General features: G+C 62.2%; 12 protein-coding genes and 1 pseudogene. 3 read left to right on the top strand and 10 right to left on the bottom strand.

The genetic code is table 11. The annotated features are described in order from the left end of the window. Positions 1–47: 47 nt before the first annotated feature. Genes NKH70_RS12805 through NKH70_RS12790 form a run of 4 tightly spaced genes read right to left on the bottom strand, consistent with a single transcriptional unit; the run spans position 48 to position 4963 of the window. Positions 48–1523 carry an aldehyde dehydrogenase gene (locus NKH70_RS12805; protein WP_352719437.1) on the bottom strand — a complete coding sequence of 492 codons (1476 nt, stop codon included), beginning with the start codon at positions 1521–1523 and terminating at the stop codon, positions 48–50. After that, a complete protein-coding gene (locus NKH70_RS12800) occupies positions 1520–2578 on the bottom strand; it encodes an LLM class flavin-dependent oxidoreductase (protein WP_352914735.1) in 1059 nt (352 codons plus the stop codon). Before NKH70_RS12800 ends, NKH70_RS12805 begins: the two co-directional genes overlap by 4 nt. A gap of 5 nt (positions 2579–2583) precedes the next feature. Further along, positions 2584–4383, bottom strand: coding sequence for an alpha/beta fold hydrolase (locus NKH70_RS12795; protein WP_352977196.1), 1800 nt, complete (start codon positions 4381–4383; stop codon positions 2584–2586). Beyond that, positions 4376–4963 (bottom strand): amino acid synthesis family protein, encoded by a 588-nt coding sequence (locus NKH70_RS12790; RefSeq protein ID WP_352977197.1) that lies wholly within the window; start codon positions 4961–4963, stop codon positions 4376–4378. Before NKH70_RS12790 ends, NKH70_RS12795 begins: the two co-directional genes overlap by 8 nt. 140 nt (positions 4964–5103) lie before the next feature. Here NKH70_RS12790 and NKH70_RS12785 point away from each other — a divergent pair, with 140 nt between their 5' ends. Continuing rightward, entirely contained in the window at positions 5104–5775 is a 672-nt protein-coding gene (locus tag NKH70_RS12785; protein ID WP_352977198.1) for a GntR family transcriptional regulator, read from the top strand. 773 nt (positions 5776–6548) lie between these two features. Here the strand turns inward: NKH70_RS12785 and NKH70_RS12780 are convergent. The 5 genes and pseudogenes from NKH70_RS12780 to NKH70_RS12760 all read right to left on the bottom strand — a co-directional run bounded on the left by NKH70_RS12780 (position 6549) and on the right by NKH70_RS12760 (position 9200). Then, a complete protein-coding gene (locus NKH70_RS12780; RefSeq protein WP_353025379.1) occupies positions 6549–6845 on the bottom strand; it encodes a Rossmann-fold NAD(P)-binding domain-containing protein in 297 nt (98 codons plus the stop codon). Between the two features lie 14 nt (positions 6846–6859). Beyond that, a pseudogene (locus NKH70_RS12775) lies at positions 6860–7192 on the bottom strand (uracil-DNA glycosylase family protein); the annotation flags it as partial. Further along, complete coding sequence (locus NKH70_RS12770) at positions 7132–7743, bottom strand: glutathione S-transferase (RefSeq protein ID WP_353025378.1); 612 nt, start codon at positions 7741–7743, stop codon at positions 7132–7134. The gene NKH70_RS12770 and the pseudogene NKH70_RS12775, both read right to left, overlap by 61 nt. Positions 7744–7810: 67 nt before the next feature. After that, positions 7811–8284: a methyltransferase family protein gene (locus NKH70_RS12765; protein ID WP_353025376.1), complete on the bottom strand. Its 474-nt coding sequence runs from the start codon at positions 8282–8284 to the stop codon at positions 7811–7813. A 22-nt stretch (positions 8285–8306) separates the two neighbouring features. Then, positions 8307–9200, bottom strand: a complete 894-nt coding sequence (locus NKH70_RS12760) for an NAD(P)/FAD-dependent oxidoreductase (RefSeq protein ID WP_353025375.1) — start codon at positions 9198–9200, stop codon at positions 8307–8309. A gap of 288 nt (positions 9201–9488) precedes the next feature. Between NKH70_RS12760 and NKH70_RS12755 the strand changes: the two genes are divergently transcribed. Together NKH70_RS12755 and NKH70_RS12750 are read left to right on the top strand one after the other, a co-directional pair. Next, complete coding sequence (locus NKH70_RS12755) at positions 9489–10139, top strand: TetR/AcrR family transcriptional regulator (RefSeq protein WP_353025373.1); 651 nt, start codon at positions 9489–9491, stop codon at positions 10137–10139. 34 nt (positions 10140–10173) lie between these two features. After that, the gene (locus tag NKH70_RS12750) at positions 10174–11037 is read left to right on the top strand and encodes a class I SAM-dependent methyltransferase (protein WP_353025371.1); all 864 of its coding nucleotides are present in this window, start codon (positions 10174–10176) and stop codon (positions 11035–11037) included. Between the two features lie 1069 nt (positions 11038–12106). Here the strand turns inward: NKH70_RS12750 and NKH70_RS12745 are convergent. Beyond that, positions 12107–12202, bottom strand: a complete 96-nt coding sequence (locus NKH70_RS12745; protein ID WP_352547042.1) for a YHYH domain-containing protein — start codon at positions 12200–12202, stop codon at positions 12107–12109. Positions 12203–12316 lie beyond the last annotated feature (114 nt).

Here is a 12316-nt window from a genome sequence, read left to right as displayed (position 1 = left end):
GCGATCGGTCGTTTTCGCCTTGATCGCGCATCTCCGGCCAGCGGCGGCTACCGCATGACAAAAGGATCGGGAATCGGGTCGTCGGAGGTGCGTATCCACACCGATTTCGAACGCGTGTAGTCGCGGATCGCATCGAGGCCGCCCTCGCGGCCGAGCCCGGATTGGCCGTAGCCGCCAAACGGAACCAGCGGCGAGACCGCCCGATAGGTGTTGATCCAGACCACGCCGGCATGGATGCCGCGCGCCATGCGGTGGGCTTTTGCCAGATTGGTGGTGAACACGCCGGACGCCAGGCCGAACTTAGTCTCGTTGGCGAGCGAAAGCGCTTCAGCTTCGCTGTCGAAGGCTAGCACACATAGCACCGGGCCGAAGAGCTCTTCGCGCACGCAGGCAAGGGTCTGATCAGGCGCGTCGATAATCGTCGGCGCGTAATAGAAGCCGTCCGACATGCCCGCGGGGCGGATGCCGCCGGTGACCAGTTGCCCGCCCGCGGCCAAGCTTTCAGCAATGATCTTCTCTATCCATTCGCGCTGGCGCGAGGTGGCGAGCGGTCCCATTTCGATCGCGGGATCCTGCGGATCGCCAATCCTGATCGCCTCGGCCTTGCGCTTGAGCCGGGCGAGGAATTCGTCCTTCACGGAGCGCTGGACCAGCAGCCGCGAGCCGGCGACGCAGCTCTGGCCGGTGGCAGCGAAGATGCCGGCAACGACCGCGTTGGCGGCGCTGTCCAGATCGGCATCGGCGAACACCACGACCGGGCTTTTGCCGCCGAGCTCGAGCGTCGTGAAGGCGAGGTTTTCCGCCGTATTCCTGACGATCTGCCGAGCGGTCGAGGGACCGCCGGTGAAGGCGACGCGGGCGACGAGTGGATGACTGGTCAGCCGGTGACCGCAATCGTGGCCGAAGCCGGTCAGGATGTTGACGGTCCCGGCGGGAAATCCCGCCTCATGGACGAGTTCGGCGAAGGCCAGCAACGGGGCAGGGCCGTCTTCCGATGCTTTCAGAACGATGGTGCAGCCGGCCGCCAGCGCCGGCCCGAGCTTGACGGCGGACAGGAAGAGCTGCGAATTCCACGGCACAATGGCGGCGACGACGCCAATTGGCTCCGGCCGGATGGTCACTTCCATGTCGGCCTTGTCGATGGGGACAAACGAGCCCTCGTGCTTGTCGGCCAGCCCGCCATAATAGCGGTAATAGTCGCCGACATAGGCGATCTGGGCGCGGGTCTCGCGGATGATCTTGCCGGTGTCGCGCGTCTCGAGTTCAGCCAGCCGGTCGGCATTGGCGACCACCAGATCGCCGAGCCGCACCAGAAGCTTGCCGCGTGCCGTTGCCGTCATGGCTGCCCACGGGGCGGAGCGCAGCGCCCGGTGAGCGGCTTCAACGGCGCGGTCGACATCATCAGACGATGCAGCGGGCATCGTCGCCCATGGCGCGCCCGTCGAGGGATCGATGCTGTCGAAGGTCGCCGCCACTTCGACGAAGCTGCCGTCTATATAGTTCCTGAATTGAGTGGTGCTCATCGCAATCCAACTTTCGGCTCGGAAAAGGCCGGCATCACCCTGTCGATGAAGAGCTGCAGCGATTTCTTCTTGCGCCGATGGGAAAGGCCGCTGTCGATCCAGATCGAATACTGATCGTAGCCGAGCGCTTCGTAGGCTTTCAGCCTGGCGATCACCTCGTCGGCTTCGCCAATGACAAGGTTCTGCCTGATCTTGTCTGGCGCATATTGCGGCAACGCCACGATCTCGTCCTCGGTCAGCGCTTCCATTATGCCCTGGTGCACCGGCTTCTTGTTCTGGAACCAGGCGCCGAACTGGCAGTAGAACTGCGACAGATCCTGCGCGAGCCGGTCAGCCTCCGCGGCGTCCTCGGCAACGAAAGTATGCATCAGCAGCATGATCTCCGGCCTTGATACGTCGGGGTGGGCATTGCACGCCGCGTTGAAACGCTCCATCAGGCTGGCCACTTCGCCATCGCCGGAGGCAAGCGGCGTCACCTGGACGTTGCATTTTCTGGAAACCGCAAAGTCGTGCGAGTTCGGATCGCGTGCGGCCACCCAGATCGGCGGATAAGGCTTTTGCAACGGTTTGGGCGACGAGGTGGTTGAAGGAAACGACCAGAATTCGCCGGCGAGTTCGAAATCGCCATCCCACAGGCCGCGGATCGCCGGCACCATCTCGCGCATACGCTGGCCGGCACCCCAGGCCTCGAGGCCTGGGAAAAGCCGCTGGTATTCGTAAGCGTAGGCGCCGCGCGCAATGCCGATGTCTAGACGGCCGCCGGTGATGACGTCGGCCATCGCTGCTTCGCCGGCAAGCTTGATCGGGTGCCAGAACGGCGCGACGATGGTTCCTGTTCCGAGCCGGATGCGCCTGGTTTTGGCGGCGAGCCAGGCGATGTTGATGAACGGGTTCGGCGAGATGGTGAATTCCATCCCGTGATGCTCGCCGATCCAGGCAGTCTCGAATCCTGCCTCTTCCGCCTGCAGAACCAGCTCCTCCAGCTCGCCGACAAGCTCGGAATGCGGCTTGGCCGGATCCGATCGCTCCATGTGCACGAAAAGCGAAAACTTCATCGGTTTCACCCGCGGCCGGAAAGAGGAATTTGAGAAGGCGAGGGCTTGGCGAGCGGCCGGACTTCGCCTTCGACCTCGTTGCCGACATAGACGCCGAATGCATCTTCCGCACGCTCGCGCGCATAACGGGCAAGCATCGAACGAACCGCGGGATCGGCGATGTTCAGATCGGCGATCTGCTCGATGTCGACAAGCCGCATCTGGCGATCGTCGGAATAGGGGCCCTCGACCGTTCCGCGATAATAAACATGCGTGCGCCAAGGTTCGGCGGCATCGTCCCACACCGCGAACAGGAAGCCGAGCTGGGCGTCTATGGCCCTGGCGGCAAGGCGCCCCTTGAGGCTGCGCGCATCGTTTGGCGTGCCCAGTCCGCGTCCGGCAGGCAATTCATGAAACCCGTCGGCCGTTTCGACGAACAGCACACGGCCATCGTTCTCGAGAATGGCGCCGACCTCCGTATCGGGGGGAGCTGCCGCCAGCGCCTCCTGGCTGAGGCCGGGCGTGACGTAGGTGCCTCTGCAATAGCCGAGGGGCTGGGCGCCGTTGTGGCTGAAGTCGCGGACGCGGCCGATGAGGATCGAGTGATCGCCAGCATCGACCAGCTGCTCCATGCCGCAATCGAACACCGCAACGCAGCCGTCAATCAGCGGATTGCCGGTGCGGCCCGGTTGCCAGGCCACGGCCGCGAACTTGTCCGCTGCTTTGGAAGCGAAGATGCCGGAATGGGCCTTCTGGCTCTCCGACAGGATGTTGATGGCGAAACCTCTCGATGTCGAAAAAGCACTGTGTCCCAGCGCCCTCTTGGCGATGCAGACAAGCACCAGCGGCGGCTCGAGCGAGACCGAGGTGAACGAGTTGGCGGTGAAGCCGCGCGGTTCGCCTTCCGCGCCGATCGTTGTGACGATAGTGACGCCGGTCAGGAACGAGCCGAGTGCGCGCCGGAATTCGCCGCTGTCAAAGACGGTATCCGTCCCCGGCTTCACGCCGGCGTCTCCTGCCGTGTCGAGAAATTCCGTGATGTGTTTGGTCACTTTTTCAGGAGAAGCCATTGCCATCATGTGCCTTTCTCCGCTGATGGCAAGGCATTGGCCGCGCGGCGTGAGCCTCGCCATCGCCGCCGACATGGCCGGCGTCGAATTGCTGTCCTGCGACCCGGTCATGAACAGGGCCGGCGCGGCAAGGCGGGGGAGAGCATCGGCATGCTCGGCATCGGCATGGGCAAAAAGGCGATAGGTGCGCGCGTAGCCTTCGGGGTCGACGCTTTCAAGGGCGGCGCGAGCGGTGGCGGCCGCGCCGGCAAGGCTCGCCGGCAGCGGGTCGCCGAACCAGCGGGCAAGCGTTGCCGAGACGGCCGAAGCATCGCCATGCGAGCCGAGTGCTGCCGCACGTTCGCGCACGGCCTGCGCCAGCGCTGGGGGGCGGCGGAACACCGCGTTGAGGCAGACGACGGAGCGGATGCGCGAAGGCACGCGAAGGGCGATTTCCAGGGCGACCAGCGCGCCCATCGAATGGCCGACGATCGACACCGAAGCAAGGCCAAGATGGTCGAGCAGGCGCAGCGCCTGATCGGCGAAATCCGACAGGGCGGCGTCTTCCGGCGGCAGCGGTGAAGCGCCGTGGCCGAGCATGTCGATGGAGATCAGCTCGTAATGGTCTTTCATCGATGCAATCTGGTCGTGCCAGATCGTCGCGTTCATGCCGACGCCGTGAATGAGCAGAACCGGCGCGCCGGAGCCGGCGCGGATGAAGGCGGTTCCATCGGGAGCCATGTCCCGGACCCATGCGGAGGCGGCGGTATCAGCCATGCAGATCTCCGACCTCTTTCAGATCCTGATAGCGGTCGCCGATACGATGGTGCGGGCGGCCGCCGATCGAAGCGCCAAGCGCCACCACCAACTCGTCGGGCGCCGGTGCGTCACCGATCTGGAAGTGCACGGTCAGATAGTGAGAGCGGCGGCCTTCGTCGTTCTTGTCCATCAGCGGGATCATGATCGGCGTGTTCGGCCCGCCGCGCAGATTGGTGAAGGCGAGATAGGTCTTGGCGCCGACCGCGCGACGGTAGTGATTGCCGAAATGCAGCGTATGGATCAGCGCCGATGCGTGCTCGATCTCGCCCGAAGTTCCGCAGATTGCGGCCTTGCCATAGCCTTCTATCGCCTCGCCGGAACCGGCGACGGCGAGGATCTCCCGGGTCAGCATCTCGCCGAGGATGGGAGCAATGGCGCGGATCTCCGGGGACAGATCCTCGATGAAACCGCGGCCGGCCCAGGGATTCGTCAGAACCGCGGCAACGCCGATCAGGCGCAATGGTTTGGGCGCTGCCTTGCCGCCCTCGATAAGCGTGTTCTCGATATAGGTGACGGTCTTTCGGATGGCCGGTTTCATAAAATCCTCGGTCGCGATGGCACCATGTAGCACTGTCACCTCTATATCGTCTTATGGTATACCATGCTATGGAGCGCCAAGGACCTTGTCAATCGGCTGCGGAATCTGTTTTGTGGCGGCCCAAGCGAGGCGGAGAAGAAATGTCAGACGATACGCTGCGGATCGACCGCTCGGCCAAGACGTTGAGGGCGCTGGCACTGGAGCGCATGCGCGAGGCGATCATGGGCTTCCATTTCCAGCCCGGCGAAAGGCTGATCGAACGGCCGCTTTGCGATCAGCTTGGGGTGAGCCGTTCCGTCGTGCGCGAGGTTCTGCGGCAGTTGGAGGCTGAAGGCTTGGTGCAGATGATACCGGGCCATGGGCCGGCCGTGGCCAGGCCGGATCTCGGCCGCACCGACGAAATCTACGAATTGCGGGCGCTGCTGGAGGGCATCGCCGCACGGACTTGCGCGCTATCGGCGACCGACGCGCAGATCGCTTCGCTCGATGCCGCCTTGACGAACTTGCTTGACGCGTGGGCGTCCCGCGCGCCGGTGGAGGTGATGCGGGCGACGACCAAGTTCTACGAAACGCTGTTCGAGGCGGCCGACAAGCGCATAGCCTGGGAAATCGTGACGGGTCTGAACGTCCGCATCAACCAGCTCCGCTCGATGACGATCGCGTCGGAGAACCGTCGCGAGCCGGCGATCGCCGAAATGACCGAAATCATGGATGCCATCAGGTCGCGCAAGCCGGAAGAGGCGGAGGCGGCAGCCCGGCGACACGTCGAATCCGCGTGGCAGATCGCCCGCAACACGCTTCGCCTTGGCTGACTGGTATGCCGCCGGCGGTGCATCGTTCCACGGCAGGCATCTAACTGGTGCGTACAGTGACATATGTGACATGCCAATTTGCTTCCAGTTGCGGCGGCAAAATCGTATATCATGTTAGTTGGGTGTGCATCTCTTGCCAAATTGCTCTGTCATTCAACGGAGTATCGGACGGACCGAGACAGAGAAAATAGTAAAATGAATACTTTACGCCACAGACTTGCGGTGGCACCTATGATGGATGGGGCAGATAGATAAATAATATCAGTTAGTTATGAATGTTCGTGTGCAAAAAATGCACACGAAAGTTCTGCTTCTCTTCTTTTTTCGTTCCCACGACAGAGTCGCCGACAGCCCTTTTCGGACGCTCTTCTGCCGGCGATATTGACCGTTCCCATGCGGATGTTCGCCGAGATATCCGTGAACCTCATTGTCCGCCGCGGCGTCCAGTTTGCCTGAGGCTCCTGGAAGCTTTTCGAACTTTCTGCCTTGCACCTCCAGCCGAACTGCGCGGGCTTATGAAGAAAGTTGGAGTGTCTGAATCAGCCGCGGCAAACTTGATCGAGACACTCCATCTGGGGTTCGAGTCGGTAGAGCGTTACCGCCTTTCTCCCCACTCAAAAGACTTGCGGTATTTTCTGCGAAGTTGGGCGTGACGGAGTGTGGAACGCGAAAGTCTGACCGAAGCCGATGAAGGTTTTTCGTGACGCGAACGGCAGCTTCGCGCCTAATATCGCCCAGCGTCGTAGGAATTGATGCGATGACTGATCAGCGCGTCACGAGCAATTGAGGCTCCATTCACAAGATTGGAGTGCACCCATATTTCGATCGAAAGTTGTCGCCCTTGCGTCGCTTGGCCTCGTCCTGGGACTTGCCGCTGCCCCCCGCGACCCCTGCAACGGAGTAGGCGTCGGCAGGATCGGTGCGAACGCCTTCGCGACGCGAAGCCGGCCATAGACGTTGACGTCGAACATCTCGGCGACACCGTCGAAGCCAACGGTCAACAGGGGCTCCGGCATCAGGGTGCCGGCGTTGTTGACAACGATGTCCACGTCGGTCGCGATTTTCGCCAAATCCGAGACTGCCTGAAGCCCATCGGCACGATGACGAATTTCTCAAGGTAGAATTCGTCGCCGGTCACCTCAAGCCGGCTGCGCAGGCGGTCGCCCGAGGCATCGGTGAAAGGCATTGCCCGACAGGTGCACTTTGGATCCCGGCGCCTGGCTGGCGATCAGGATGCGGGCGCTGGATGATGGCCGCAGCATCGGCGCGGCTCATGCGGCAGCGGTTTGCCGACGGGATTTTCGACGCAGATGCGGCAGGCCCGAACCGTCGCTGCAAACCTGTCCAGTTCCACGCTCAAGCGGCGGCACTTGGCCGGCTGGAGACCGCCTGATGCCAGCGCAACACATTGGTGTATTTATCCGGCACCTTGATGCGCGCCGGATTCATGAAGTCGACCGCGATCAGACCGGCAATATCGGCAATCGAATAGCTGTCGCCGGCGACGAATTCCCGGCACGCCAGCTCGTCGTCGAGGATTTTCAGGAATGCGACCGCCTTCGGTTTGTTGGCCTCGCCCCATTCGGGGATCTGCGGAATTTCCAATTCCTTCATGGCCGGATGGATATGGCGAAAGGCCTGCGCGACGGAACTGAGCAGGTTGAACTCCATCCGCCTCTGCCACATCTCGACCTGCGCCTTGCCGAGCGCGTCACGCCCGAACAGGGCGGGCTCGGGGTGCAACTCCTCGAAATAGCGGCAGATGGCGACGGATTCGGTGATGATGGTGCCGTCGTCAAGCTCCAGCACTGGCAGGCGTTGCAACGGATTGCGCGAGCTGACCGTCTGGCTCTTGTGCTCAAGCGCGCCCATGTCGACCGACACCAAAGGAACCGCGATCCCCTTCTCAGCAAGGAAAACGCGAACCCGCCGCGGATTGGGCGCCCGGTCGCCGTCGTAGAGTTTCATTCGATTCTCCCTTTTTCTTCCCAGCCAATGCTGGTTTCGGGCCCCGCAGGCGGCAGCGGCGGAATGGTCAGAGCCATCGGCGAACCTCGGCCTTGTAGCGGCGGTAGTCGTCGCCGAACTTCGCTTCGAGATAGCGCTCCTCGCGGGCGATCACCTGCGTCTGGATCGCGATCAGCACCAACGGGAGCAAGGCGAAGGCGATCGGCCCGTCGAAGCCGATCGCAAGGCCGGAATAGATAAGCGCCATTCCGAGATACATGGGATTGCGGGTCCACCGATAAGGACCGGTCGTTGCGATGAGGGTCGTTGGCTGCGACGGCGGAACGTTGGTGCCCAGCCGCCGGAACAGCCCCGCCGCCGCAAGCATCATCGCCGCGCCGGCAACGAACAGCAGCGCGCCCGTCGCGACCAGCAACCGCCAGTCGATGCCGAAAGAGCGCAGGGCGACGAACCGCTCCGCCGCCAGCCCCAACAGCAGCGCTCCCAGATAGAGGAAGGGCGGAGGGAAGCGCACACCCGCGCTGTCCGGTTCGACGGTCATGCTCATCCTCCAGTCTGTGCTCTCAAACCAGCATCGACTGCTGGGCCGAGATACCCGCCAGCGCGCCGTGCGATATTGCTGTGGTGACCGAAGCCATGGCTGGGTTTGCAAGATCGCCGGCGGCGTACATGCCGGGTATGCTGGTTTCGCGGCGCTCGTCGGCCTTGAGGGCGATGCCGAGGGGCGTATTGACGGTGGCGAGTCCCAGTGATTCATGCAGGCTTGCGGACGGCTTGTTGCGCGGATGCGCGAACAAGATATCGACTGCGACATCGGGGGCGGTATCGAGCTTGACGGTGGCATTATGGCCCCCTTGACGGGCGATTTCGGTGATCCGGCCATCAACGACAGGTATGTTGCGGCGCGCCAGATCGGCCCGGATATCGGGTGCAATGTCGTGACCATCAGCGAAGACCGTCAACGTGTCGGTCCAATCGTGGTACAGCCTGACATAATTGTGCGACGGTGGGCCGGACCAGACGAGGCCCCAATGCTGGCCGGCGACTTCAAAGCCATCGCAATAGGGGCAGGGTACGATGGACGTGCCCCAGCCTTCGGCAAAGCCCGGGACATCAGGCATCTGGTCGGCAACGCCATAGCTCAGGATCAGTCGCCGCGCCCCAAGGCTTTCGCCATCGCCAGTGAGGACGGAGAATTCGTCGATGGCGCCGGAGACCCTGTCGGCCCGGGCATTGACCAGCCTGATCGTGGGATAGCGCGCCAGCTGCTGCCGCGCTTCGGCCAGGATGTCCAGCGGTGGCTTGTGATCGTGGCCGAGCAGACCATGCGAGTGGCCGGCGAAGCGGTTGCGCGGCAGGCCGGTATCGAGAACGGTGACCTTGCGGCGGGCACGGCCGAGCTGCAGGGCGGCGGCGAGACCGGCAAAGCTGCCGCCGATGATGATGACGTCATCCATAGTGATGGGCTCTGTGTTGCGGTTGGAGGGGTGTGGGCTGGGCCTGGCGCGAAATAGCGTCCAGCGATACGCGCTCAAGACGGGCAGCGAGCAGGGCTCCGGCATCGCCGAGACAGTCGCCCATCACTGTGTTGACCGGCCGGACGATGCCGCATTCGATATCTCCGGGCGGCCTCGGGAAACTTGATTTGGAGGACAGGGTAAAATCCAATCTTTGGCTTGCATATTTCTGAAACTGCGTGGTATCGTAATTCAACAATTAAGATACTGTCAAGGACTGTAATTGCCGTGACCGAAAATAGCCAGGGCCGGCGCGGCCGGCCCGCCAACGAGGCGCTTGGCCAAACGATACTCGACGCTGCGTCCGAACTCTTTGTGGAATTGGGTTTTCAAGCGACGACATTGGACAAGGTCGCCCAGCGGGCGAAGATATCCAAGCTCAGCATCTATCGGCACTTCGAGAACAAGGAGGCGCTGTTCAGCGCGGCCATCGCGTCCGGCTGCCATCAGTTGTTTGCACCACAGGCCCTTCTTGAAGGCGTCGACGGTTCGGTCGAAGATCAGCTCATGGCGGTGGGATCATCCCTGCTTCGCACGCTGTTGAGATCAGACGTCCGCAGTGTCGAAGCCATGGTAATGGCCGACCAGACGAATCCAAAGTCGTTAAGCAAGCTCCATTACGAAGCCGGCCCCGCCCATGTCATCGCCCAAATCGAGGCCCTGTTGCGTCAGTTGCACGCGAAGGCGGTTCTGAACGTGCCCGATTCTCTCCGGTCCGCCCGCTTGTTTGCCGCGCTTTTCAAAGGATCCGATCTCCTGATTATCGCACGCTTCGATGAGGCGAGAGCAGCGGACGACAACGAAATCGAATCCTATTGCCGGTCGGCCGTCGCCATGTTCATCGCCGCGCACGGTGGCAACGACCACGCGGGCCGATAGCCTGGTTAAGAACGGATCAGAACAAGGATATGGCATGGCAGAGAAAAATGTTTATCAGGTAGCCGACTGGAAAGGCCAAAGCGGGGAGCGCTGGGTCACTTACCAGGCCCGGCTCGATGCCATGATGGCGGTGTTCGGCCAGGCCGCGATCCAAGCCGCTGCGCCCGTTACAGGCGAACGCGTGCTGGACGTCGGCTGCGGCGCGGGAGCGACTAGTCTGGATCTGGCCGCCCGCGTCGGCGCGGAGGGCCATGTGCTGGGCGTGGACATATCCGAACCGCTGATCGGCAGAGCGCGCGCGCTAGCGCCACAGGATACGCCGGCCGTGTTCCAGGTGGCCGACGCCAGCAGCACCGAATTGCCCGAGGGCGCGTTCGACATCCTGTTCTCGCGCTTCGGAGTGATGTTCTTTGACGATCCTACGGCGGCCTTCACTCATATGCGCTGTGCGCTCAAGCCGGGCGCGCGGGTCGCTTTCGTCTGCTGGCGCGGCATGGCCGAGAACGATTGGGTGCGCTTGCCGATGGGCGCGATGAAGGGCATCCTTCCGCCGATGACGCCGCCCGGTCCCGAAGCGCCCGGCCCGTTCTCGTTTGGCGACCAGGGGCGGGTGGCGCGTATTCTAACGGTGGCTGGCTTCACCGATGTCGCTATCGCGCCCTTCGATGCCTCCATCCCGTTCGGCAAGGGGGAGACGCGGGACGCGGCGCTCGACGACGCGGTGAAGATGACACTCGAGGTCGGCCCGCTGGCGCGCTCTCTCGCTGATCAGCCCGACGATATCCGCGCCCGCACCTCGGCTGCGGTTCGTGCCGCCTTCGCGGGCTGCCTCGGTGAGCGGTCGGTGATGATCGACGGCGCGGCGTGGATCGTCACCGCGCGCAATCCAGCAAGCTGACAGGGACTAACAGGGGTAGACGCCCCGTCTCGATGGCTCGGCGTCGGCCGTGACGCGATCGACCCGCACTGCTTGCGGTCGGAACGCAGAGGAGATAGGGCGGCGAGCTCTTGTCCCAGGTCGCACCGATGCCATTATATCGCGCTCATCGGCGATTACCTCTGGAACTATATTGACCGCCCCCTCGAACGACTCAGGCCAATCCGAATGTCTGGTCGGCAGCGGATGGGAGCATCCTGTTCGTAGCGCCAGCCGTGCAGCATTGAAATTATTGAGAAATTTTTCCGAAGGCGCTACCAAATATGCAGAAATTTCTAACTATTTCAATAACTTATTCGATTTTTGGTAGCGGGAGGGCGCTACCGCATTTCCCTATATTCGGCCGCGCCGCATTTCGCACTCGCGCGTAACGAAAAGCGGAATCGTGACATTGAATGGACCCCCGGGGCAGTTGTCGCGACCTGTGATCCAGTGTGAGCTGAAGAGCCCAATGCCTTTCGTGGAAGCCGCCTTCAATTTGGGGCGCCATAGTGGCGACGCCGTCGTTAGGTCAAGATCTTCATGATCGCATTCGTATCCTAAAGTGCGATGATGGGCTCCGGCAGGCCTGGACTATTGACTGGCCGCATGAAAACAGCACCGCCCGTCCCGGCATCTCCATTGGTCCGGTCAAGTTCGCCAAAGGTGCTGAACCTGTTGCGCGTCTATTCCTTTAGATTGGATAGATTTCAGCGGGTGAGGACGCTGTGCCCGAACGACAGCTCGGTCGGGGCCGCTTTTCGTCAGATGCGCATGGTCCATTCCGGCGCAGCAGCTCTCGGCCAGTACCAGTTCGATCCGTGTCTTTTATCTTTGCGGGTTAGCCCGTCTGATGAGCGAGAGCACCATTTCCCTCTTCGAAAACAGCCGCATTCTTGCGATGGCAGGCGATTGGGCCTTATCAGTTGACTTCAGCGAGGTGATGCCCGGCACGGTGACGCCGTTTACTACGTCGCGGACCAGACTGGACAAGAAGGTATCGTCTCCCCGACGGGGATCAGGCCTTGGCGCTTCACTAGGTGCTCGAGAACTAATGACAATGATATTCGCCGGTCTTGTGGTTCGTATGGCACCCGTTGCTATCAGTGCCGCCACTATGCGCATAGGCATTGGTCACAAGAGCCATAGTCAAAGCGGTCAACGCGGCCATAATTGCTGTTTTCATATTCCCCCTCCGAAGTAATGTCGGCACCAAAGCACTATTCGTGCGTCGGCACAACGCCTGGGGGGAACGTTTCTC

Origin of the sequence: Mesorhizobium sp. M0991 (genome assembly GCF_040318915.1) — a bacterium.
In the GTDB taxonomy this organism is placed as follows: domain Bacteria; phylum Pseudomonadota; class Alphaproteobacteria; order Rhizobiales; family Rhizobiaceae; genus Mesorhizobium.
Note: the sequence above shows the minus strand (reverse complement) of the source record. Positions and strands in the feature narration are given on the sequence as shown.